This is a genomic window from Bacillus cereus group sp. N11, from assembly GCF_016483605.1.
In the GTDB taxonomy this organism is placed as follows: domain Bacteria; phylum Bacillota; class Bacilli; order Bacillales; family Bacillaceae_G; genus Bacillus_A; species Bacillus_A toyonensis.
Genome location: NZ_JAEHBN010000027.1, coordinates 42,286 through 64,936, shown reverse-complemented (window position 1 = coordinate 64,936; position 22,651 = coordinate 42,286). Strand labels below are relative to the sequence as shown.

The window sequence follows — 22,651 nt, the reverse complement described above, 5'->3', positions numbered from 1 at the left end:
TCCAAATATTATGCCTATTATGGATAAAAATCAACTTCCAAATATTATGCCTATTATGGATAACAATCAAATTCCAAATATTATGCCTATTATGGATAACAATCAAATGCCTAATATGATGCCGATTATGGATAACAATCAAATGCCGAATATGATGCCGATTATGGATAATAACCAAATGCCGAATATGATGCCAATAATGGATAATAACCAAATGCCGAATATGATGCCGATTATGGATAACAATCAAATGCCGAATATGATGCCGATCATGGATAACAATCAAATGCCAAATATGATGCCGATCATGGATAACAATCAAATGCCAAATATGATGCCGATCATGGATAACAATCAACCACCGAATATGATGCCATATCAAATGCCGTATCAACAGCCGATGATGCCGCCAAATCCATATTATCAACAACAAAACTCATATTACAATATGCCGTATCAGCAAGGGGCACCTTTTGGACCACAGTATACGTCTATGCCAAATCCAAATATGATGCCAATGGATAATAATATGCCGCCACTCATACAAGGTGAGGAAGATTGTGGATGCGGAGGAGAGAGTAGGTTATATAGTCCGCAGCCTGGGGGACCACAATACGCTAATCCTTTATATTATCAACCAACGCAGTCTGCATATGCACCACAGCCAGGGACGATGTATTATCAACCAGATCCACCAAATGTATTTGGAGAGCCAGTCGCAGAAGAAGAGGACGAAGAAGAAGTTTAAAAAAAGGTGGGATTATTCCCACCTTTTTTGTATGTAGAATTGTTTTGAAAACGGAAGATTTACATCAAGTGTTAGAAAATTCCCAGTGAAATATTAACAGTGTAAAAACCTTCTCTGTTACTCATCATAAGAGGGAGCTTTTCAGAAGAGAAGTTCATTCTAACAGAGGGGGTTTTTGTATTGAATACGAAAGTAAAAGTGATTGCTGCTTCTTTGTTAGTTACCAGTGCATTAGCTGCATGTGGTACACCAAAAGATAACAATGCGATGGATGGACGTAACTACAATTACGAGCGTACATCTTATAATGATACACATCAGTATCGTGATAATGTAGCGCGTAACGATCGTTATACAGATTATGTAACATATAGAAACGGTCGTAACGATACAGGATATAATAATTATTACCGTGATGTAAATTACAACGGGCAAATTGCTAATCCGCATCCAACTCGTAATATTACAATGAACAATTCATACATTAACAATGATGGTAAAACTGCAGAAAGAATTACAAATCGTGTGAAACGTATGAATAACGTAGACCGCGTGTCTACGGTTGTATATGGAAACGACGTAGCGATTGCAGTAAAACCACGTAACACAGCGACAAATGAAACGGCGATGGCGAACGAAATTCGTCAAGCGGTTTCAAATGAAGTTGGAAACAGAAACGTATATGTTTCTGTAAGAAATGATATGTTTACTCGTGTCGATGCAATGAGTACGCGTCTACGTAACGGTACAGTTACAAACGATTTTAATCGTGACATAGTGAATATGTTCCGAGACATTCGTTACGGTTTAACTGGTACAGTGCGATAGCAAAACAAAAGAGGAAGGGATTGCCCTTCCTCTTTATTCATCGTTATCTTGTAAACGACGTTTTTTAATAAAATAACTAACGGAATAAGAAACTAAAAAGCATATGAAGAAAATACTACCAGCTAGAAGTGCTTCAAACAGAGGTCTTTCTGGACTGAAAATGATATAAATAATAACTATGATAGTTGCTACAATAAGAGAGCGTAAAATAATTTTGTAATAAGGGGTTAACTTTATATCCTTTTCGCCTTCTTCTACATTGATAGAAACACTTAACTGTAAATAACTAAGTACGATACTTGTAAGGATAAATAATAACCATAATGGAGATTTCGTAATTTGATCCATTCCTTCAGTGAATCCGATATAGCCTAAAATGCCAATTATACCAAGCGATTGAAAAAGAAAGGCAATACGTATGTTTTTTAATGTTTTCAGAATGAGACGTTCATCCTTTATTTTTTTCACAATATCCATCTCCTGTTTATTATGATTTCGCTGTCACATCAATTGAAACATATAAATTACATTTATCAATTTATAATTTACATAAAGTTCGTTTGGGTGAAAGAGAAAATAAAATATTTTTATAAACATGTTGCACTTATACGTTATTAATGTTATATTAGCAAAGCGATGAGCTAATTTACGTAAGACGAGAGATATGCTTAAGTGCTAAACACGCGAATGTGGTCGCCTGGTCTCTCGCCGTAAACGCATCAAGACGCCTGCTTGCAGGCGTCTTTCATTTTATATAAAAACAAATGCTAATGCAGATAAGGATAAAACCTTATCTGCATTTTTTATTTTTGAGAGAAATGTAATGTGGTTGTTTATATGGATAAAACCTCCACTTTCGGCAAAACTACTAATGAAAGTTTGATTTTGCCTAAAAGAGGTGAACGGAAATGAAATGGATACTGATTGCAGTGCAAGCTTTCGTGATGATGTTTTGTTTAGCCTATGAAACGAGTGTGAGGGCGGAAGGACCAGTACCAGAAGTAACAGAAAAAGAACCTGAAGTTACAATTTTATTAGAGCGTATGTATGTTGATGGAGAAGTAAGTGAAGAAATATTTACAGAAAAAGTAGCGGATTTAGAAAAGTTTTTACAGAAATATAAAGAATGGCAACTCGTTGATCGTGATGATGTACAAATTGTATTGCAAAAGAAAGTGGACGATATTTCTCCGTTATTGAAGACGAGCGGCTATTTTGGTGTTTCAGAGGAAGGAATATTACAAATTTTCAAGGGTGTACCAAAAAGCGATAATGCGATTCATTCATTCTTTCAAATTGATATGAAAAAACTTGAGAGTTATGAGCGTGCGAAATTGAAACGTGGTATTCGTATAAAATCAAAAGAAAGTTTTGTGAAGACGATTGAAAAAATGAGGCAATATGCAGTGCAAAATAAGAAAAAAAGCAGCTCATGGTGAGCTGCTTTTTCTTACTTGTTTTTAGCTAAAATTTCTTTTGCGATTTCATCAATTAGCATATCTTTTCCGATTGGATTGAATGCTTTCGTATTGAAGATTTCATTCGATACTTCATATACGTGATTGTTTTTTACTGCTTTATTGTCTTTCCAAACAGCACTATTTTTATAGTCTTCGTACACTTTATCAGCCTCGCCGCCGAAGTTTACAATAAACATTTGATCAGGTTGGAATGCAACAAGCCCTTCTAATGATACTTGCGCCATCGTTTGTTTTAAATCTGTACCTTTTGTTGCTGGAAGTTTTAAGTCGTTAAAGATGATGTCACCGTATCCGAAGCTACCGTATACACGGAAGTTTTGTGGTGTAACTGCGACAAACATAAAGTTTTCATCTTTTGTTTTTTCTTTAATTTTTTTAGATAAAGAGTCTGCTTTTTTATCGTAGTCGGCAATCCATTTGTCAGCTTTCTTTTCTTCATCAAATAGTTTACCTACTTCTTTAAACTTACCGCGCCAGTCTTCTAAGTTTGTTTCTAGAACAACAGTCGGTGCAACCTTTTCTAATTGATCATAAATTTTTAATTGACGATTATTTAAAATAATTAAGTCCGGTTTTAAAGCTGTAACAGCTTCTAAATCAACTTTAGGTGCCCAGTACCAGCCAACTGCTTTTACGCCATCTAGCTTGTCTGTTAAGTGATTTTGGATTTTATCTTTATATGTATTTGCTGTACCAACAGGTTTGTGTCCAAGAAGTAATAACTCTTCTGTTGATCCAGATAAGTCAACAATTCTCTTTGGATTTACTGGAATTGTAGCTTCCCCTTTAGCGTGTTTCACAACTTTTGTTTTCGGTTGTTCTTTTGCTTTTGACGCTTCTTTTTGAGAAGAACAGCCAACGATAGAAAGAACGACTAGCATAATAGTTAATAAAATAAATAACTTACGTTTCATCCTGATGTAACCCCTTTAATTAGTATTGATAATCATTATCGACTCCTGTATATTAAGGTGCTTTATCCTTTCTGTCAATGGAAAATAACAGAAGTTTTAAACAGAGAACGTTTGTTGGGGTAGTCTCGCTTTTCTATCATTAAATATGTTAAAATGGAATACATGATTTAAGAGGGAGAGATCGTATTTTGTTTGAATATGTTACAGGTTACGTGGAGTATGTAGGACCGGAATATGTCGTAATTGACCATAATGGAATTGGGTACCAAATTTTCACACCAAATCCGTATGTATTTCAAAGAAGTAAGCAAGAAATCCGTGTCTATACATATCATTATGTGAGAGAAGATATTATGGCACTTTACGGGTTTAAAACACGTGAAGAGCGTTTATTATTTACAAAATTGTTAGGTGTGTCTGGCATTGGGCCAAAAGGCGCTCTTGCGATTTTAGCTTCTGGTCAAACAGGACAGGTCGTTCAAGCGATTGAACATGAAGATGAGAAGTTTTTAGTGAAATTCCCGGGCGTCGGAAAGAAAACAGCGCGCCAAATGATTTTAGATTTAAAAGGAAAACTAGCAGATGTTGTACCAGATGCATTTGTTGATTTGTTCTCAGATGTTGAAAGTTTTGATGAGAAGAAAGGTTCCTCAGTTGAACTTGATGAAGCACTGGAAGCACTGCGTGCACTTGGTTATGCAGAACGGGAAGTTTCTCGTGTTGTACCAGAGTTATTAAAAGAATCATTAACGACGGATCAATATATTAAAAAGGCACTTAGTCTTTTACTAAATGGTAAGAGGTGAGTATAATGGACGAACGTCTCCTTTCAGGGGAATCTGGATACGAAGATGCGGATTTAGAGTATTCATTACGGCCACAGACGCTCCGTCAGTATATTGGCCAAGATAAAGCGAAACATAATTTAGAAGTGTTTATTGAAGCGGCGAAAATGCGTGAAGAAACGTTAGATCACGTACTTTTATATGGACCACCTGGACTTGGTAAAACGACGCTTGCGAATATTATTGCCAATGAAATGGGTGTTAACATTCGAACGACGTCAGGTCCCGCAATTGAAAGACCAGGAGATTTAGCAGCGGTATTAACAGCACTTCAGCCTGGAGATGTATTGTTTATTGATGAAATTCATCGTTTGCATAGATCAATTGAAGAAGTACTATATCCTGCGATGGAAGATTTTTGCCTTGATATCGTAATTGGAAAAGGACCGTCAGCACGGTCTGTACGTTTAGATTTACCTCCATTTACATTAGTTGGAGCGACAACACGTGCCGGAGCATTATCAGCGCCGCTCCGTGACCGTTTCGGTGTACTTTCAAGATTAGAGTATTATACAGTGGATCAGCTTTCTGCGATTGTTGAACGTACAGCGGAAGTATTCGAAGTGGAAATTGATTCGTTAGCCGCACTAGAAATTGCAAGACGTGCCCGTGGTACACCTCGTATTGCGAATCGTTTATTACGACGTGTACGTGACTTCGCACAAGTTCGCAGCGACGGAACAATTGCAATGGAAATTACACAAATGGCATTAGAACTACTGCAGGTAGATAAATTAGGACTCGATCATATTGATCATAAATTATTGCTCGGTATAATTGAGAAATTCCGTGGTGGCCCAGTTGGGTTAGAGACAGTTTCGGCAACGATTGGAGAAGAATCTCATACAATTGAAGATGTGTATGAGCCGTATTTATTACAAATTGGCTTTTTACAACGAACGCCAAGAGGCCGAATCGTAACGCCACTTGCGTATGAACATTTCGGAATGGAGATGCCAAAAGTATGACGGAGATACCGAAATTGCTTATAACAGCAGGTATCTTACTCATTGTTGTTGGCTTAGCTTGGAAGTTCGTTGGAAGGCTTCCAGGCGATATTTTTGTGAAAAAAGGTAACGTTACCTTTTATTTTCCTATCATTACATGTATTGTGTTAAGTATTGCATTATCTTTTATTATGTATATAATAAATCGATTCAAATAAGAAATAGGTGGATACAGTTATGAATATTAATCTGTTTGATTTTCATTTACCAGAAGAACTTATTGCACAAGTCCCGTTAGAGGATCGTGAAACATCAAGATTAATGGTGTTAGACCGTGAAACTGGTGATATTGAGCATAAACATTTTACGGACATTCTTTCTTACTTACATGAGGGGGATTGCTTAGTTTTAAATGAAACGAAAGTTATGCCTGCTCGCTTGCACGGTTTGAAAGAAGATACAGGCGCGCACATTGAAGTGCTTCTTTTGAAACAAGAGGAAGGCGATAAGTGGGAAACGCTTGTTAAGCCAGCGAAACGTGTAAAAGAAGGAACTGTAATTTCTTTTGGTGAAGGGAAATTAAAAGCAACTTGCACAGGGACTGCAAATCAAGGTGGGCGTCAGCTTGAATTTTCATATGACGGCATCTTCTATGAAATTTTAGATGAACTTGGGGAAATGCCACTTCCTCCATATATTAAAGAGACACTGGAAGATCGCGATCGCTATCAAACAGTATATGCGAAAGAAATCGGTTCAGCAGCAGCGCCGACAGCGGGACTTCACTTTACAGAAGAGTTACTTGAGAAGTTAAAGAAAAAAGGCGTTCAGTTAGCATTTATTACACTTCACGTAGGGCTTGGAACATTTAGACCAGTTTCTGCAGATACGATTGAAGAGCATCATATGCACGCAGAATATTACCATATGTCTGAAGAGACAGCGGCATTATTAAATCGTGTGAAAGAGAATGGTGGACGTATTATTACTGTAGGTACGACATCAACTCGTACGTTAGAAACGATTGCGACCGATCATAGTGGTAAGCTTTGCGCAGCTTCTGGTTGGACAGATATTTTTATGTACCCAGGATATGAATTTAAAGCAATTGATGGTTTAATTACAAACTTCCATTTGCCGAAATCAACATTAATTATGCTTGTAAGTGCATTTTCAAATAGAGATAATGTACTTCATGCTTATAATGAAGCAGTAAAAGAAAAATATCGTTTCTTTAGCTTCGGTGACGCAATGTTCGTTGCATCTCACGCTAAAATGAGAAACAAATAAAAGGAGTAAATTATGACAGCAATTCGTTATGAATTTATTAAAACTTGTAAACAAACGGGTGCGCGTTTAGGTCGTGTACACACGCCGCACGGTTCATTTGATACACCAACATTCATGCCAGTTGGTACACTTGCAACAGTTAAGACAATGTCACCAGAAGAATTAAAAGCAATGGATTCTGGCATTATTTTAAGTAATACGTATCATTTATGGCTACGTCCAGGTCACGAAATTGTTCGTGAAGCAGGTGGTTTGCATAAATTTATGAACTGGGACCGTGCGATCTTAACGGATTCTGGTGGTTTCCAAGTATTCAGTTTAAGTGACTTCCGCCGTATTGAAGAGGAAGGCGTTCACTTCCGTAACCACTTAAATGGAGATAAATTATTCTTATCACCAGAAAAAGCGATGGAAATCCAAAATGCATTAGGTTCAGATATTATGATGGCATTTGATGAGTGTCCACCGTTCCCAGCTACTTTTGAATATATGAAGAAATCTGTAGAACGTACAAGCCGCTGGGCAGAACGTTGCTTAAAAGCGCATGAACGTCCACAAGATCAAGGTTTATTCGGTATCGTACAGGGCGGAGAGTTTGAAGAGCTTCGTCGCCAAAGTGCAAAAGACCTTGTTTCAATGGACTTCCCTGGTTATGCTATAGGTGGTTTATCTGTTGGTGAACCGAAGGATATTATGAATCGTGTGCTTGAGTTTACAACACCACTTCTTCCAGATGATAAGCCACGTTACTTAATGGGAGTAGGTTCTCCTGACTCGTTAATTGATGGGGCAATTCGCGGCGTTGATATGTTTGACTGCGTACTTCCAACTCGTATCGCTCGAAATGGTACATGTATGACAAGTGAAGGCCGTCTAGTTGTAAAAAATGCGAAATTCGCAAGAGACTTCGGTCCGCTTGATCCTAATTGTGATTGCTACACATGTAAAAATTACTCTCGTGCGTACATTCGTCACTTAATGAAATGTGATGAAACGTTCGGAATTCGTTTAACGTCTTATCACAACCTTCATTTTCTGTTAAACTTAATGGAGCAGGTGAGACAAGCTATTCGTGAAGACCGTCTTGGTGATTTCCGCGAAGAGTTCTTTGAACAGTATGGCTTTAATAAACCGAATGCTAAAAACTTCTAATACATAATTTAAAAGGAGGAACAAAAGATGAATGCAGGTATGATGAATATCGTTATGATCGTTGCGATGTTTGCGATTTTCTATTTCTTATTAATTCGCCCGCAACAAAAGCGTCAAAAAGCAGTTGCTCAAATGCAAAACGAATTAGCAAAAGGTGATGCTATCATAACAATTGGTGGCTTACACGGTACAATCGAATCAGTAGATGAAACGAAAATCGTTGTTAAATCTGGTGGTGCACACTTAACTTTCGATCGCAATGCGATTCGTGAAGTTGTGAAAAACTAATGAGGAAGGCCCTGCATGAAATGTGCAGGGCCTTTTTTTAATTATTTTGCTTTGACATATTTACACCGAAAATACCACCGAGTGTACTCGCGCCCATTAATGCCAATTGGTAAAGTAACTGTGAGTTCGATAAAGTTTGAGAGAAGCCTAAATAGTTAACTAGAAAAACGAGTATGGCGAATGTGAGTCCTGTTGTAAAACCTACTAGCCAACCTTTCCCTTGTGCTTTTTTACCAGCAATAAACCCAGACATAAGCATAGATAAAAGAGCTAGTATCAAAATAGTGACGGTTAATGTACTTTCATTCATGTTCGTAAACTTTAATAATAGAGCCATAACCATGCTAGTAATAGATGCGAGAATTAGTAGGGTAATAATACCGAAACCAATTGCAGTTGATAATTTTTTAGTTCCATCCATTTATGCATTCCCCCTTTTTAATACAAGCATATTTCTCTTTTGCTTAAGTTAGACTATTTTCTTTTCTATAGGGGAATCTATAAGTAAAAAAGGAGATGTAGAAATGGAATGGGTATCGATAATTGGCCGGACGATGCTTTTGTATATCATTATCTTAATTATTTTCCGTCTTATGGGTAAACGTGAAATTGGAGAGCTAAGTGTATTAGATTTAGTCGTATTCATTATGCTTGGTGAAATGGCTGTAGTAGCGATTGAAAATACAGATAAATCACTTTGGCATCAATTAGTTCCGATGACTTTCCTTATGTGCATACAAATCATTTTGTCGGTTATTTCTTTGAAGTTTCAACGATTTCGGCATTTAATAGAAGGGGAGCCTGCTATTCTTATAAATGCGGGAAAAATTGATGAAAAAAAGATGAGAAAACAGCGCTATAACATAGATGATTTAATGATGCAATTAAGGGAGCAAGGGGTCGGAGACGTGCGGGATGTGGAATACGCTATTTTGGAACCATCAGGGAAGTTATCCGTTTTTCAAAAACAAAAAAGTAAAAAGAGTAAAAATGATACGCCTATTTTTACTCTGCCATTAATTATTGATGGAGAAATTCAATCTAATCATTTGCAAATGATTGAACATACAGACGAATGGCTCATTGAAAAACTAAAAAACTTAGGTTATAACGATATAACACAAATTTTATACTGTAGTTTTCAAAATGGACAATTTTTTGTTGATTTGAAAGAAAACTAAAAGCTTACCATTTTAAATAGTAAGCCCCGAAAAGTCTCGCTAATGAAAGTTTTACTTTATTTCAAAAATGAAAGTTTACGAATGATAGGGAGGCGACTTAACTCCTCTTTTCGAATTAGTTTAAAGATGAAGAGGAGAACGACATAAACCATTGTTGTTAAAGTGATTTCCCATAATGTTTGTATACCAAGAGAATGAGAGAAAATAATATACTTATGAAGGTAAAAACCGAAGGCACCTGCAATACCGATGGCAAGTCCGCCGAAAATATAGTCTTTTGCGTAAATGGTAAATGTAATCTTTTTTAAAACGGTAGCGTAGTGAAGGAATGTTACTGTTACTATATTTGCTGCAATAGCGAGAGCAACCCCCATCATTTGAAATTCTGGCTTTGAAGCTAGTACAAAAATAACGATTAATTTCACGATGGCGCCAATAAATGTGTTCATCATAGCAGCGCGTGCTAAATTTAAAGCTTGCAATACAGATGTAAGTGGACTTTGAAAATAATGAAATAAAAAGCAAGGTGCAAGTAGCTGAATGAATGCTGTTGCGCTGTCTGATCCGTACATAAGAGTTAAAACAGGGGAAGCGAATACGTATAATATAACGACAGACCACCCACCAGTAATTAATGAAATTCGAAGTGCTTGTTGTAAACGGTGCTCCACTAATTTATGTTGCCTTTTTGCCATTGCTTCACTAATTGAAGGAACGAGCGCTGTAGAAAGAGCGTATGTAATGAAGGCGGGTAGTGATAGGAGCGGGAATGCATAACCGTTTAATATACCGTATTGCTGGGTTGCGACAGAAGCGGCAACTCCGGCAATCGCTAAACTTTGCATAACGACGATAGGTTCAAAAAAATAAGAAACAGAACCGATTAAACGACTTCCTGTAGTTGGAAGGGCGATATCCATAAGAGAATAAAATGTACCTTTGCTCTCCTTTACGGTAGTGAAAAATCTAGAGCGTATAGATAAGTGTTTTTCACGTTGGAATAAAGTGAGTAAGAATAATAAGGATGCAACTTCGCCGAGAACGGCTGATAACATAGCGCCGGCTGCAGCATATTCTACGCCATAAGGTAAAAATATTCGAATACATACAGCGATAATTGTAATGCGGACAACTTGTTCGATCACTTGAGCATAAGCGCTAGGTTTCATATTTTGTTTCCCTTGGAAATAACCGCGTAAAACAGAAGAAACAGCAATAACAGGAACGACAGGTAAAATGGCCATTAATGGATAGTACGTTCTTTCATCGGTTAATAATGTTTTCGCTAAAATAGGTGTGAGGAGCATAATGCCAATTGTTAAAATGATGCTAATAAAGGAAGTGACAGCTAGTGATACGGTTAATATTTTTTTTATTTTTTGTTTATCGTTCACCGCTTCCGCTTCTGCTACAAATTTTGCGATTGCGACAGGAAGACCGATTTGTGTTAATGTAATTGCTAAAATGAATGTAGGAACGGCCATCATATAAAGGCCAACGCCTTCTTCTCCTAGTATACGTGCCATTACAATCCGGTTAATAAATCCAAGAATTTTGGTAATAAAGCCGGCAATCATTAAAATAAATGCGCCTTTTAAAAAGCTTTGTCTCGTCATGGTCTTCTCCTACCTTCTCAAAATCAGTGGAATGATTTACAATAATTTATATGCACGTACGAGACAAGAATGACAAGCATTTAAGAGAGTGAAGTATGATAGTGCTCTTGAAAGTAGTTATTGCTGTCCATTAGAGCGGGAATAAAAGCGACTTTTCGTGCTGAAATTATAAGGAGATGTTACGTATGTTAGAAAAAGAAGATTTGGTAGAATCATACCGCGGACAGTTACAAGTCGTTTTAGTTAGTAAAGTAGAGGAGTTTCAAATGTTCGGTTATGACCGAGTGACAGATGATGACATTTGGAAGTTCCTTAAAGTGAAAAAGTGGAAAAAGATAGACAGTAATGTTAGGTTGTATGAATTAGTGAACGATGTATTAAGAATAACACCTAATGAATATATGACATATTTAACTGTTGAAGCATACCAAGCACCACTTTGGTCATTTGATGAGTATGAAAATAAATAACTGACTGCAATTGGTTTGTTCTTCCTTTTGCAGTATAATGATAGGTATTGATAAAGAGGAAATAACGATGTCTAAGATTATATGTAAAGGAGGTAGTGAAGAAGAAAAATAAATAATGAAAGTGTAGGTATTGCGTAAGGTTTACCGACACAGCTAGTGATGAACTAGCAAAAAACAAATGTATTTTATAGAAAGGAAGTCTACTAACTAGGTGTATGCACACGTATAGCAGTGAATCGTAAGAGATTTATTGAAAGTGTTAGTAGCAGAAAGAGGGTACATATGGCAAAGCGTGGTACGAGAATTGCCGCCTTTTTCCTCATCGTTTTATTAATCGGTGGCGTAATTGGTGCGGCAGGAAAAGACATAGCAAAAGGAATTAGTCTAGGACTAGACCTTCGCGGTGGTTTTGAAGTTCTGTATGAAGTAAAACCAGCCAAAAAAGGCGATAAAATTGACCGAGAGGCACTTGTAAGTACAGTAGGTGCTCTTGAAAATCGTGTCAATGTTCTCGGTGTAAGTGAGCCGAACATCCAAATTGAAGGAGAAAATCGAATTCGTGTACAGCTTGCTGGTGTACAAGATCAGCAAAAAGCACGTGAAATGTTATCAACACAAGCGAAATTAACATTCCGTGATGTGGATGACAATCTTCTTATGGATGGTACGGATTTAAAAGGCGGCGGAGCGAAGCAAACATTTGATGAGCAAGGCCGTGCGAGCGTAGGTCTTACATTAAAAAGCGCTGAAAAATTCCGTGCAGTAACTGAAAAAATTTCAAAGATGCCACCACCAACGAATTTAATGGTAATATGGCTTGATTTTGAAGAAGGAAAAGATTCGTATAAAGCAGAATCTGCAAAACCGAATCCGAAGTTTTTATCAGCAGCAACAGTAAGCCAAGTGTTTAACCAAGCTGAAGTATCTATCGTAGGTGGAAACTTTACAGTTGAAAGTGCGAAAGAACTTTCATCTTTATTAAATGCAGGTGCACTTCCTGTTGATTTAAAAGAAATGTATTCAACATCTGTTGGAGCGAAATTTGGTCAACAAGCATTAGAGCAAACGATTTTCGCTAGTGCAATCGGTATTGCTATTATCTTCTTATTTATGCTTGTATTCTACCGTTTACCAGGGCTTGTAGCGGTTATTATGTTAGGTTTATACATTTTCGTTACATTACTTGTCTTTAACTGGATGCATGCGGTTCTTACGTTGCCAGGTATTGCGGCATTAGTGCTCGGGGTAGGTATCGCAGTTGATGCGAATATCATTACGTACGAGAGGTTAAAGGAAGAGCTGAAAATTGGTAAGTCAATGATGTCAGCATTTCGTGCTGGTAACCATCGTTCATTAGCGACAATTTTAGATGCGAACATTACAACAATTGCAGCAGCCGGTGTATTATTTGCTTACGGTAATAGTTCTGTAAAAGGTTTCGCAACAAGTTTAATTGTTAGTATTTTAGTCGGTTTCATTACGAACGTATTCGGTACTCGTTTCTTACTAGGTTTACTTGTAAAGAGCCGTTACTTCGATAAAAAACCATCTTATTTTGGTGTTAAGGAAAAGGATATTATTCCATTAACAAAAGGTGTAGTACATCCGCCAACGAGATTTGATCGTATTAACTTCGTAAATATCGGTCATAAATTCTTCTTATTCTCAATTGTAGTCGTAATTGCTGGGGCAATTATATTACCGATTTTCAAAATGAATCTTGGTATTGACTTTGCAAGTGGTACACGTATCGACTTGCAATCAAAACAAGCAGTTACTGTTGCTGATGTTCATAAAGATTTTAAAGAATTGAAAATCGATGTGAAGGAAGAAAATATTGTACCGACTGGAGATGACAATAAAGGTTTCGCAGTTCGTACATTAGGTGTTCTATCAAAAGATGAAATTGCGAAAACGAAAACATTCTTCCACGATAAATACGGTACAGATCCGAATGTAAGTACAGTTTCACCGACAATCGGTAAAGAGATTGCACGAAATGCATTTATCGCAGTATTGATTGCTTCTGCAGTAATCGTTTTATACGTAAGTATTCGTTTCCGTCTTACGTACGCAGTATCTGCAGTAATCGCATTATTACATGATGCCTTCGTTATGATTGTTGTATTTAGTCTTTTCCGAATAGAGGTAGACTTAACGTTTATCGCTGCGGTATTAACCATTATTGGTTACTCTATCAATGACTCAATCGTTACGTTTGATAGAAACCGTGAATTATACAAACAGAAAAAACGAGTTCGTGATTTAAAAGATTTAGAAGAAATCGTAAACTCAAGTATTCGTCAAACAATTGGTCGTTCAATTAATACTGTTTTAACAGTGTTGTTCCCAGTAATTGCACTACTTATTTTCGGTAGTGAATCACTGCGTAACTTCTCACTTGCATTATTAATTGGATTAGTTGTAGGTACGTACTCTTCTATTTTCGTTGCTTCTCAAATTTGGTTAATGCTTGAAAACCGTCGTTTGAAAAAGGGCAAAAACAAGAAGAAGGTTGAGAAAGAAGTATCGGAACCACAAGTATAAAAAGGTGATGCCTCATTAGGAGGCATCTCTTTTTTCGTTTGTGGATACAATAAGATAGCAACTTTTTACAGAAGAAAGATGGAAGAAAGTGGTGATGTTATCGTTGTTTTTGATACAATAAATCGGGATAACAAGATAGGTTAAGAAAAGAAGGGATTTTAATTATGGAAAAAGATGAACGTTTTAAACAGGCCGAGTTTGGTGCTATTGTCGGAATTGTTGGTAATATTATATTAGCGATTGTAAAGGCGGTAATTGGTTATATCGGGAACAGTAAAGCACTATTAGCGGATGCTGTGCATTCTGCATCAGATGTAATTGGTTCGCTAGCTGTACTTTTTGGATTGCGAGCAGCAAAGCAACCACCAGATGAAGATCACCCGTACGGTCATGGTAAAGCGGAATCGATTTCAGCGATTATTGTTGCAGTATTATTATTTATTGTGGGCATCGAGATAGCGATTTCGTCTATAAAAGCTTTTTCGCAAGAACTAGAACCACCGAAAGGAATTACGATTTTTGCTGTTATTCTTTCGATTGTCGTGAAAGAAGGAATGTTTCAATATAAATTCCGATTAGGGAAGAGGGTAAATAGTGATGCAATTATTGCAAATGCATATGAGCACCGTTCGGATGTATTTTCTTCAATTGCAGCTTTAATCGGTATTTGTGCAGCTATTATCGGTGGTAAGCTAGGTTTAGATTGGCTTGTATATGCGGATCCGGTTGCGGGGTTATTTGTTTCACTCCTTGTTGCAAAGATGGCGTGGAGTATTGGGGCGGAAGCGATTCATGCAACGCTTGATCATGTACTTCATGAGGAAGATGTTATTCCGCTTAGAGAAGCTGTCCTGCAAGTAAATGGTGTGAAAAAAATCGGTTCTTTATATGCGAGAGAACATGGTCACTATGTTATTGTCGATATTAAAGTTTCTGTAGATCCATACATTACTGTAGAAGAAGGACACCGCATTGGAAAACATGTGAAAGAAATGCTTATGAAACAAGATAATGTACAAAATGTGTTTGTACATATAAATCCGTATTCTCCAAATTAAATATCATTAACATTTTAGTATATAGATATTGCATCGTAGTTTGCATTATATTGTCACCCCTTAATCTGTCTTGTATAATAAACAGGTTAAGGGGTGATTTCGTGTTACAACCGAAGACGCGTTGGAAAGAAAAAGAATATAATGAAGAGCGAGTGAGTGAATTAGCAAAAAAGTTACAACTATCACCACTTGTCATTTCGTTATTCCTCGGTAGAGGATTAGATACAGAAGATAAGATTTTAGATTTTTTAAATACAGAAAATCAAGAATTTCACGATCCGTTTTTATTAGAAGGAATGGATAGAACGGTAGAACGTGTAAATAAGGCGATTCAAAATGGAGAGCAAATATTAATATTTGGTGATTATGATGCGGACGGAGTAAGTAGTACAACGGTTTTATATCTTGCTCTGCAAGAATTAGGTGCAGAGGTAGAATTTTATATTCCAAACCGTTTTACAGAAGGTTATGGACCGAACGAAGAAGCGTTTCGTTGGGCGCATAGTGCAGGGTTCTCACTTATTATTACTGTCGATACTGGTATCGCAGCGGTACATGAAGCGAAGGTAGCGAAGGAACTTGGAATAGATCTTATTATTACGGATCACCATGAGCCACCGCCAGAATTACCAGAAGCACTCGCGATTATTCATCCAAAACTAGATGGCGGTGTGTATCCGTTTCATTATTTAGCCGGTGTAGGTGTTGCGTTTAAAGTTGCACATGCACTATTAGGTCGTGTACCAGAACATTTATTAGAAATTGCAGTAATCGGTACGGTAGCCGATTTAGTATCACTTCATGGCGAAAATAGATTGCTAGTGAAGCGCGGTTTAAAACATATGCGAATGACGAAAAATATTGGTTTGAAGGCATTGTTTAAAGTTGCTAACGTTTCGCAAAGTGAAATTACAGAAGAAAGCATTGGATTCTCAATCGCACCGCGTATTAATGCAGTTGGGCGTTTAGAAGATGCTACGCCGGCTGTACACCTATTATTATCAGATGACCCAGAGGAAGCGAAAGAACTGGCTGAAGAAATTGATGAGCTGAACAAACTTCGAAAAGATATTGTAAAGCAAATTACAGAAGAGGCTATCGCTGAAGTGGAAAATAAATTCCCGCCAGAAGAAAATAAAGTGTTAGTGCTTGCAAAAGAAGGCTGGAATCCAGGTGTAATTGGAATTGTCGCTTCTAAATTAGTTGAACGTTTTTATCGTCCAACAATTGTATTAAGCATTGATCCTGTCAAAGAAACAGCAAAGGGTTCAGCACGTAGTATCGCGGGATTTGATTTGTTTGCAAACTTGTCGGATTGTAGAGAGTTATTACCGCACTTCGGAGGGCATCCGATGGCCGCAGGAATGACGCTACATATGAATGATGTAGATGAGTTACGTCGCCGCTTAAATGCGCAAGCGGATGCAATTTTAACAGAAGCAGATTTTATTCCAATCACAGCAGTTGATACATTTTGTAAAGTGGAAGATGTAACGCTTGCAGCAATTGAGGATATGCAAAAGTTAGCGCCATTTGGTGTTGGAAATCCGAAACCACGTCTTGCAGTGAAAAATGCTGAATTAGAAAGTATTCGTGCAATCGGATCAGATGGTTCACATTTGAAAATGGCACTTCGTGACGGACAGGCAACACTGGATACAATTGGATTCGGATTTGGTGCGTATGCAAAAGAAATTTCTCCAGTTGCTAAGGTATCTGTAATAGGAGAGGCATCCATTAATGAATGGAATAATTTTAAGAAGCCACAATTAATGGTACAAGATATTGCTGTAGAGGCATGGCAATTATTTGATTGGCGTAGTATGCGTAATGTGGAAGCAAATTTAGCAGAACTTCCGAAAGAAAAAATAACAATGGTGTATTTTTCTGAAGAGGTATTGAATAAGTTTTCTTTAGAAGACTATAAAGAACATCTTGTGCATGCATCAGAGGTAACTCATTTAGATGATCAATACATCGTGTTACTCGATTTGCCAAAAGGAACAGATGAATTGCGTGATTTATTTAAAGTAGGATTCCCATCTAGAATCTATACGTTATTTTATCAAGAGAACAATCATCTATTTAGTACAGTCCCAACGAGGGAACATTTTAAATGGTACTATTCTTTCTTAAACCAAAAATCACCATTTTCTTTAAGACAATATGGGGAACAACTATGTCGCCATAAAGGTTGGTCAAAAGATACAGTAAATTTCATGACACAGGTGTTTTTTGAGTTAGAATTTGTTACAATAAAAGACGGTGTCATTTTTATGGCCGAACAAAAACAAAAGCGTGATTTAATTGAATCGAACACATATCGTGAGAAAATGAACCACTTACAATTAGAAAAAGAATTGGTTTATAGCACATATCAGCAACTATATACATGGTTTGAAACGATTCGTAATCATAAATAAGTAGAACAGTTAGGGTAAAGGATTTGTATTTACAAACCTTTTATATCTGAGGAGGATTCAGAAATATGGATTTCAAGCAACATATCGCAATTGTACCGGATTATCCGAAAGAAGGTATTGTGTTTAAAGACATTACACCTTTAATGAACGACGGTAAAGCATACAAAGCAGCAACAGATGCAATCGTTGAGTATGCAAAAGAAAGAGATATCGATGTTGTAGTAGGACCAGAAGCTCGTGGTTTTATTATCGGTTGCCCAGTTTCTTATGCATTAGAAGTAGGATTTGCGCCAGTTCGTAAATTAGGAAAATTACCACGTGAAGTAATTACAGTTGACTACGGCAAAGAATATGGTACAGATGTTTTAACAATCCATAAAGATGCAATTAAACCAGGTCAACGCGTATTAATTACTGATGATCTATTAGCTACAGGTGGAACAATTGAAGCAACAATTAAGCTAGTTGAAGAACTTGGCGGAGTTGTAGCAGGGATTGCATTCTTAGTAGAGCTTACTTACTTAGATGGTCGTAAAATGTTAGATGGTTACGATGTATTAGTATTAGAAAAATACTAATCACTATATAGGTAAAACTACGGTGATAAAAAGTACCCGTGAATCTCTTGGAGAGGAGCGGGTACTTTTGTATAATTGAACAAAAAAATAAGGTGAAATGTCAGTAAAATCTTTTCCTTTTCACAATTCACAATCATTGGGTTATAATGATAGAATATAATTTATTCTATTTAATAAATACAAAGTCAATTTTCAATAAAAGGTGATTCGATGGCAAATGAGCAAGTACTAACAGCTGAACAGGTACTCGAGAAAGCAAGTCAATATTTAGCGGATGAAGATATTGAGCTAGTGGCACGTGCTTATGAATATGCACGCGATGCACATAGCGAACAATATAGAAAATCGGGTGAACCATATATTATTCACCCAATTCAAGTTGCAGGTATTTTAGTTGATTTACACATGGATCCAGCTACAGTATCGGCAGGTTTCTTGCATGATGTAGTGGAAGATACAGAGATTACATTAGAAGATATTGAACGAGAATTTAATAAAGAAATCGCTATGCTTGTCGATGGTGTTACAAAGCTTGGAAAGATTAAATATAAATCTCATGAGCAGCAACAAGCAGAAAACCATCGCAAAATGTTTATCGCAATGGCTCAAGATATTCGAGTTATTTTAATTAAACTAGCTGATCGTCTTCATAACATGCGTACATTGAAACATTTGCCTCAAGAGAAGCAGCGTCGCATTGCGAATGAAACGTTAGAAATCTTTGCACCTTTAGCACATAGACTCGGAATTAGTACTATTAAATGGGAGTTAGAGGATACGTCACTTCGCTACTTAAATCCGCAACAATATTATCGTATTGTAAATTTAATGAAGCGTAAACGTGCAGAGCGTGAAGAATATTTAGATGAAGTAATGACTGGTATTCGTGAGAAATTAAAAGAAGTTTCCATTCAACCTGAGATTTCTGGAAGACCAAAACATATTTACAGTATTTATCGTAAAATGGCATTGCAAAATAAACAGTTTAATGAAATTTACGATTTACTAGCTGTACGTGTCGTTGTAAATAGTATTAAAGATTGTTACGCGGTGCTTGGAATTATTCATACTTGCTGGAAGCCAATGCCAGGTCGTTTCAAAGATTATATTGCAATGCCGAAAGCAAATCTATATCAATCTCTTCATACGACGGTAATTGGACCGAAAGGTGATCCGCTAGAAGTGCAAATTCGTACGAAAGAAATGCACGAAATTGCAGAATTCGGTATCGCGGCACATTGGGCGTATAAAGAAGGAAAGACCGCAGAAACAACAGGTACATTAGAGAAGAAACTAACTTGGTTCCGTCAAATATTAGAATGGCAAAATGAAGCTTCTAATGCAGAAGAGTTTATGGAGTCATTAAAAATTGATTTATTCTCTGACATGGTATTCGTCTTCACACCGAAAGGCGATGTAATGGAATTACCACTTGGATCTGTTCCAATTGACTTTTCTTATCGTGTCCATTCAGAAATCGGGAATAAAACAATTGGTGCAAAAGTAAATGGGAAAATGGTGACCCTTGATTATAAATTAAAAACGGGTGACATCATTGAAATTTTAACATCGAAACATTCGTATGGCCCAAGCCAAGATTGGGTGAAACTTGCTCAAACATCTCATGCGAAAAATAAAATACGTCAATTCTTTAAGAAACAGCGTAGAGACGAAAATATTGAAAAAGGCCGTGAACTTGTTGAAAAAGAAGTACGTGGTCTAGAGTATGAGATGAAAGAAGTGTTAGCTCCTGACAATTTAAAACGTGTTGCTGAGAAGTTTAATTTTGCAAATGAAGAAGATATGTTTGCAGCAGTTGGATATAGCGGAATTACAGCGTCGCAAATTGTTACGCGACTAACGGACAAGTTCCGTAAGCAGCGTGAAGAAGAAGAAATTGTTGAAGTTAAAGAAGTTCGTAAACCGATGAAAATTCGAAAATGGGATTCTGGTGTAAAGGTAAGTGGTGCTGACAATTTATTAATTCGTTTGTCAAAATGCTGTAACCCAGTTCCAGGTGATGATATCGTTGGGTATATTACGAAAGGTCGGGGCGTATCGATTCACCGTCGTGATTGTGTAAATATTCATACAGAAGAAGCTGTAGAGCGCTTATTAGAAGTAGAGTGGGAAGGTAGCCCTGAAAAAGAAATTGAATACAACGTTGATATCGAAATTTCAGGCTATGATCGCCGTGGTTTATTAAATGAAGTATTGCAAGCTGTTACAGAGACGAAAACATACATTTCAGCTGTTTCTGGTAGAAGTGATCGTAATAAGATGGCAACGATTAATATGTCGATCTCGATTCGTAACTTACAACACTTGAAAAAAGTAGTAGAACGCATTAAACGTGTTCCTGAAATTTATGCAGTACGACGCATGATGCATTAATAGGGAGTGTAGAAAAGATGAGAGTTGTTTTACAACGATCAAAAGAGGCGTCTGTCACAGTAGATGGTGAGATTGTAGGACAAATTCCATTCGGTTTAACATTACTAGTTGGCATTACGCATGAAGATACTGAAAAAGATGCAACGTACATTGCAGAAAAAATCGCGAACTTACGCATCTTTGAAGATGAGAGCGGAAAGATGAACCATTCTGTACTCGATGTAGAAGGACAAGTTCTATCAATTTCGCAATTCACATTATATGGCGATTGCCGCAAGGGAAGACGTCCAAACTTTATGGATGCTGCGAAACCTGACTATGCAGAGCATTTATACGATTTCTTTAATGAAGAAGTTCGTAAACAAGGATTGCATGTAGAAACAGGGAAGTTCGGTGCAATGATGGACGTTTCTTTAATCAATGATGGTCCGGTGACCTTAATTGTGGAAAGTAAATAGTATGGCCCAAGAAGAGAGGATTATATAATCCTCTCTTTTTTATACTTTGTTGTATGTTTTGTTCATTTATCCCGCTATTTGTGGGCAGTAAGAACCCCACCTCAAAATTCAGCGGAAGCAAAGAAGTTAGGTGGGGGTCGGGCTGCCCGTAAAAGCCCGATTGGTGAGGGCTGATAATCAGTGGGGGATGAACAAAACCCCCACTGATTAAAGTTTCACTTTATCATAGGATTAATTCGAAGGGGAATAAAAGGAAAAGAAGGTGTAGCATGCTTCAAGAATTCAATATAACTTTACGTTTTATGCTAGAGTTATGTGTTCTTGGGATTGTTGGATACTGGGGATTTCGGGTAGGAACAATAACGGCTATAAAAATTACACTTGCTATTATTTTTTCGATTGTTGTTGCAGTCATTTGGGAGCTATTTGGAGCTCCGCATGCAGAATGAGAAGTACAAGGTATATTGCATGTATTGTTAGAGATTATCATGTTTGAAGCGGATGTTGCAGCGTTGTATCATTTGAAGCATCCTATGCTGGCGAGTGGATTGGTAACTATTATTGTTATAAATCGAATGCTGATGTTGATTTGGAATCAATAGCTTGGGTTATCCATTATATAGTATAATGTAAAAAATGGTAAAAACATTCGGATGTATGTGTGAAAAGGGGAGATAGTACATGAATTGGTCAATCTTTAAAGATTTGAAATTTTCATTGCGATTTAGCTTAGCTATTTTTTTACATGCATTAGGAGTTACTTTCGCAGTGCTAAGTTACAGTACTTGGGCAGTATTTGTAATAGCAGCAATGGTTGTAACAACCTTTATGATTCAAAGAGCGGATTATTTATATAAAAGTGGTATGGAATAACGTTATTCGTTTATACGTATAACTACCTGATCAATATGGAACAATAAAAAGTAAAACATCCATATTGAATGTGAGGGATATACGTATGCGTATGAATGAAAAAGGGCATTCTGTTACAAACGGTGCAAATCAACTGTTTAACGTGAATTTTCATGATTTTATTTCAAAAGAACAAAACAATACTTCGATGGAGCTTGCTTCTGAGTTTGGAATTTCTCTTCAAGATGTAAAGCGTCTTAAGAAGCAGATTGAACGCTCTTAGAACACTTGACAATCGTACTCAACAAACGTATAGTAATTTTATATTTACATATGAATATAACCGTTGATAGAGAAGAGTAAATGAGATACACATGGAAAGAGAAGAGATGTCTTAGGCTGAAAACATTTCTACATGATGACTGATTGAATGACACTCTAGAGGTTTCAACTTGAACGGCATATATGCTTAGTAGGGATGAACGCACATTTAAGCGTTATTAAAAAAGTGGAAGCATACGTGCTTCAATTAGGGTGGCACCACGGGTATAATACTCTCGTCCCTACTGTTCAAACAGTAG

General features: G+C 36.9%; 22 protein-coding genes, 2 pseudogenes and 1 other annotated feature. Of the genes and pseudogenes, 20 read left to right on the top strand and 4 right to left on the bottom strand.

What is annotated here, in order from left to right; translation table 11 throughout:
* Both exsA and JDS98_RS27695 read left to right on the top strand, forming a co-directional pair.
* Window positions 1-748 (top strand): annotated as a pseudogene (gene exsA, locus JDS98_RS27700) (spore coat assembly protein ExsA); the annotation flags it as partial.
* A gap of 180 nt (window positions 749-928) precedes the next feature.
* Window positions 929-1,576, top strand: coding sequence for a YhcN/YlaJ family sporulation lipoprotein (locus JDS98_RS27695; protein ID WP_001093526.1), 648 nt, complete (start codon window positions 929-931; stop codon window positions 1,574-1,576).
* A gap of 33 nt (window positions 1,577-1,609) precedes the next feature.
* On the opposite strand, the gene JDS98_RS27690 is transcribed toward JDS98_RS27695, so the two are convergent.
* Entirely contained in the window at window positions 1,610-2,053 is a 444-nt protein-coding gene (locus JDS98_RS27690) for a branched-chain amino acid ABC transporter substrate-binding protein (protein WP_199634536.1), read from the bottom strand.
* Window positions 2,054-2,484: 431 nt separating this feature from the next.
* On the opposite strand from JDS98_RS27690, the gene JDS98_RS27685 reads away from it, so the two are divergent.
* Window positions 2,485-3,015, top strand: a complete 531-nt coding sequence (locus JDS98_RS27685) for a BofC C-terminal domain-containing protein (RefSeq protein ID WP_000871203.1) — start codon at window positions 2,485-2,487, stop codon at window positions 3,013-3,015.
* Between the two features lie 11 nt (window positions 3,016-3,026).
* Here the strand turns inward: JDS98_RS27685 and JDS98_RS27680 are convergent, their stop codons facing one another.
* Window positions 3,027-3,971, bottom strand: a complete 945-nt coding sequence (locus tag JDS98_RS27680; protein ID WP_000823617.1) for an iron-hydroxamate ABC transporter substrate-binding protein — start codon at window positions 3,969-3,971, stop codon at window positions 3,027-3,029.
* A 188-nt stretch (window positions 3,972-4,159) separates the two neighbouring features.
* Here JDS98_RS27680 and ruvA point away from each other — a divergent pair, with 188 nt between their 5' ends.
* Genes ruvA through yajC form a run of 6 tightly spaced genes read left to right on the top strand, consistent with a single transcriptional unit; the run spans window position 4,160 to window position 8,493 of the window.
* Entirely contained in the window at window positions 4,160-4,777 is a 618-nt protein-coding gene (gene ruvA, locus JDS98_RS27675; RefSeq protein ID WP_000464514.1) for a Holliday junction DNA helicase RuvA, read from the top strand.
* Window positions 4,778-4,782: 5 nt separating this feature from the next.
* Window positions 4,783-5,784, top strand: coding sequence for a Holliday junction branch migration DNA helicase RuvB (gene ruvB, locus JDS98_RS27670; protein WP_000344470.1), 1,002 nt, complete (start codon window positions 4,783-4,785; stop codon window positions 5,782-5,784).
* The gene (locus tag JDS98_RS27665; RefSeq protein ID WP_098822034.1) at window positions 5,781-5,981 is read left to right on the top strand and encodes a DUF2905 domain-containing protein; all 201 of its coding nucleotides are present in this window, start codon (window positions 5,781-5,783) and stop codon (window positions 5,979-5,981) included. The genes ruvB and JDS98_RS27665 overlap by 4 nt, the downstream gene beginning before the upstream one ends.
* Window positions 5,982-6,000: 19 nt before the next feature.
* The gene (queA, locus tag JDS98_RS27660; RefSeq protein ID WP_199634535.1) at window positions 6,001-7,053 is read left to right on the top strand and encodes a tRNA preQ1(34) S-adenosylmethionine ribosyltransferase-isomerase QueA; all 1,053 of its coding nucleotides are present in this window, start codon (window positions 6,001-6,003) and stop codon (window positions 7,051-7,053) included.
* A gap of 12 nt (window positions 7,054-7,065) precedes the next feature.
* Window positions 7,066-8,205, top strand: coding sequence for a tRNA guanosine(34) transglycosylase Tgt (gene tgt, locus JDS98_RS27655; protein ID WP_000125368.1), 1,140 nt, complete (start codon window positions 7,066-7,068; stop codon window positions 8,203-8,205).
* A 27-nt stretch (window positions 8,206-8,232) separates the two neighbouring features.
* Window positions 8,233-8,493 carry a preprotein translocase subunit YajC gene (yajC, locus tag JDS98_RS27650; RefSeq protein ID WP_000991114.1) on the top strand — a complete coding sequence of 87 codons (261 nt, stop codon included), beginning with the start codon at window positions 8,233-8,235 and terminating at the stop codon, window positions 8,491-8,493.
* Window positions 8,494-8,530: 37 nt separating this feature from the next.
* Here yajC and JDS98_RS27645 read toward each other — a convergent pair whose 3' ends face one another.
* Window positions 8,531-8,914 (bottom strand): TIGR04086 family membrane protein, encoded by a 384-nt coding sequence (locus tag JDS98_RS27645; RefSeq protein ID WP_000349137.1) that lies wholly within the window; start codon window positions 8,912-8,914, stop codon window positions 8,531-8,533.
* Between the two features lie 103 nt (window positions 8,915-9,017).
* On the opposite strand from JDS98_RS27645, the gene JDS98_RS27640 reads away from it, so the two are divergent.
* On the top strand, window positions 9,018-9,674 hold the full coding sequence (locus tag JDS98_RS27640; protein WP_000455378.1) for a DUF421 domain-containing protein: 657 nt from the start codon (window positions 9,018-9,020) through the stop codon (window positions 9,672-9,674).
* A gap of 56 nt (window positions 9,675-9,730) precedes the next feature.
* On the opposite strand, the gene spoVB is transcribed toward JDS98_RS27640, so the two are convergent.
* Window positions 9,731-11,290 (bottom strand): stage V sporulation protein B, encoded by a 1,560-nt coding sequence (gene spoVB / locus JDS98_RS27635; protein WP_087950719.1) that lies wholly within the window; start codon window positions 11,288-11,290, stop codon window positions 9,731-9,733.
* Between the two features lie 185 nt (window positions 11,291-11,475).
* Between spoVB and JDS98_RS27630 the strand changes: the two genes are divergently transcribed.
* The 10 genes and pseudogenes from JDS98_RS27630 to JDS98_RS27585 all read left to right on the top strand — a co-directional run bounded on the left by JDS98_RS27630 (window position 11,476) and on the right by JDS98_RS27585 (window position 22,353).
* The gene (locus tag JDS98_RS27630; protein ID WP_000890217.1) at window positions 11,476-11,760 is read left to right on the top strand and encodes a post-transcriptional regulator; all 285 of its coding nucleotides are present in this window, start codon (window positions 11,476-11,478) and stop codon (window positions 11,758-11,760) included.
* A gap of 282 nt (window positions 11,761-12,042) precedes the next feature.
* The gene (gene secDF / locus JDS98_RS27625) at window positions 12,043-14,307 is read left to right on the top strand and encodes a protein translocase subunit SecDF (RefSeq protein ID WP_001119093.1); all 2,265 of its coding nucleotides are present in this window, start codon (window positions 12,043-12,045) and stop codon (window positions 14,305-14,307) included.
* Between the two features lie 164 nt (window positions 14,308-14,471).
* Window positions 14,472-15,365, top strand: coding sequence for a cation diffusion facilitator family transporter (locus JDS98_RS27620; RefSeq protein WP_000409731.1), 894 nt, complete (start codon window positions 14,472-14,474; stop codon window positions 15,363-15,365).
* 101 nt (window positions 15,366-15,466) lie between these two features.
* Complete coding sequence (recJ, locus tag JDS98_RS27615; RefSeq protein WP_000941246.1) at window positions 15,467-17,788, top strand: single-stranded-DNA-specific exonuclease RecJ; 2,322 nt, start codon at window positions 15,467-15,469, stop codon at window positions 17,786-17,788.
* Window positions 17,789-17,853: 65 nt separating this feature from the next.
* Window positions 17,854-18,366: an adenine phosphoribosyltransferase gene (locus tag JDS98_RS27610; RefSeq protein WP_000346217.1), complete on the top strand. Its 513-nt coding sequence runs from the start codon at window positions 17,854-17,856 to the stop codon at window positions 18,364-18,366.
* A 210-nt stretch (window positions 18,367-18,576) separates the two neighbouring features.
* Window positions 18,577-20,760 carry a GTP diphosphokinase gene (relA, locus tag JDS98_RS27605; RefSeq protein WP_001262799.1) on the top strand — a complete coding sequence of 728 codons (2,184 nt, stop codon included), beginning with the start codon at window positions 18,577-18,579 and terminating at the stop codon, window positions 20,758-20,760.
* Window positions 20,761-20,777: 17 nt separating this feature from the next.
* Window positions 20,778-21,218: a D-tyrosyl-tRNA(Tyr) deacylase gene (locus JDS98_RS27600; protein WP_001266954.1), complete on the top strand. Its 441-nt coding sequence runs from the start codon at window positions 20,778-20,780 to the stop codon at window positions 21,216-21,218.
* 269 nt (window positions 21,219-21,487) lie between these two features.
* Window positions 21,488-21,820, top strand: a pseudogene (locus JDS98_RS27595) (YrdB family protein).
* 79 nt (window positions 21,821-21,899) lie between these two features.
* Window positions 21,900-22,091, top strand: coding sequence for a hypothetical protein (locus JDS98_RS27590; protein WP_001104578.1), 192 nt, complete (start codon window positions 21,900-21,902; stop codon window positions 22,089-22,091).
* Between the two features lie 85 nt (window positions 22,092-22,176).
* On the top strand, window positions 22,177-22,353 hold the full coding sequence (locus tag JDS98_RS27585; RefSeq protein ID WP_001242605.1) for a hypothetical protein: 177 nt from the start codon (window positions 22,177-22,179) through the stop codon (window positions 22,351-22,353).
* Between the two features lie 54 nt (window positions 22,354-22,407).
* Window positions 22,408-22,638, top strand: a binding site (T-box leader).
* The last annotated feature ends 13 nt before the right edge of the window (window positions 22,639-22,651 follow it).

What these genes read in the sequence shown, in the direction of transcription:
- JDS98_RS27690 (WP_199634536.1), bottom strand. Translation starts at nt 2,053, where the DNA reads ATGGATATTGTGAAAAAAATAAAGGATGAACGTCTCATTCTGAAAACA.
- JDS98_RS27685 (WP_000871203.1), top strand. Translation starts at nt 2,485, where the DNA reads ATGAAATGGATACTGATTGCAGTGCAAGCTTTCGTGATGATGTTTTGT.
- JDS98_RS27680 (WP_000823617.1), bottom strand. Translation starts at nt 3,971, where the DNA reads ATGAAACGTAAGTTATTTATTTTATTAACTATTATGCTAGTCGTTCTT.
- ruvB (WP_000344470.1), top strand. Translation starts at nt 4,783, where the DNA reads ATGGACGAACGTCTCCTTTCAGGGGAATCTGGATACGAAGATGCGGAT.
- JDS98_RS27665 (WP_098822034.1), top strand. Translation starts at nt 5,781, where the DNA reads ATGACGGAGATACCGAAATTGCTTATAACAGCAGGTATCTTACTCATT.
- queA (WP_199634535.1), top strand. Translation starts at nt 6,001, where the DNA reads ATGAATATTAATCTGTTTGATTTTCATTTACCAGAAGAACTTATTGCA.
- tgt (WP_000125368.1), top strand. Translation starts at nt 7,066, where the DNA reads ATGACAGCAATTCGTTATGAATTTATTAAAACTTGTAAACAAACGGGT.
- yajC (WP_000991114.1), top strand. Translation starts at nt 8,233, where the DNA reads ATGAATGCAGGTATGATGAATATCGTTATGATCGTTGCGATGTTTGCG.
- JDS98_RS27645 (WP_000349137.1), bottom strand. Translation starts at nt 8,914, where the DNA reads ATGGATGGAACTAAAAAATTATCAACTGCAATTGGTTTCGGTATTATT.
- JDS98_RS27640 (WP_000455378.1), top strand. Translation starts at nt 9,018, where the DNA reads ATGGAATGGGTATCGATAATTGGCCGGACGATGCTTTTGTATATCATT.
- spoVB (WP_087950719.1), bottom strand. Translation starts at nt 11,290, where the DNA reads ATGACGAGACAAAGCTTTTTAAAAGGCGCATTTATTTTAATGATTGCC.
- JDS98_RS27630 (WP_000890217.1), top strand. Translation starts at nt 11,476, where the DNA reads ATGTTAGAAAAAGAAGATTTGGTAGAATCATACCGCGGACAGTTACAA.
- secDF (WP_001119093.1), top strand. Translation starts at nt 12,043, where the DNA reads ATGGCAAAGCGTGGTACGAGAATTGCCGCCTTTTTCCTCATCGTTTTA.
- JDS98_RS27620 (WP_000409731.1), top strand. Translation starts at nt 14,472, where the DNA reads ATGGAAAAAGATGAACGTTTTAAACAGGCCGAGTTTGGTGCTATTGTC.
- JDS98_RS27610 (WP_000346217.1), top strand. Translation starts at nt 17,854, where the DNA reads ATGGATTTCAAGCAACATATCGCAATTGTACCGGATTATCCGAAAGAA.
- relA (WP_001262799.1), top strand. Translation starts at nt 18,577, where the DNA reads ATGGCAAATGAGCAAGTACTAACAGCTGAACAGGTACTCGAGAAAGCA.
- JDS98_RS27600 (WP_001266954.1), top strand. Translation starts at nt 20,778, where the DNA reads ATGAGAGTTGTTTTACAACGATCAAAAGAGGCGTCTGTCACAGTAGAT.
- JDS98_RS27590 (WP_001104578.1), top strand. Translation starts at nt 21,900, where the DNA reads ATGAATTGGTCAATCTTTAAAGATTTGAAATTTTCATTGCGATTTAGC.
- JDS98_RS27585 (WP_001242605.1), top strand. Translation starts at nt 22,177, where the DNA reads ATGCGTATGAATGAAAAAGGGCATTCTGTTACAAACGGTGCAAATCAA.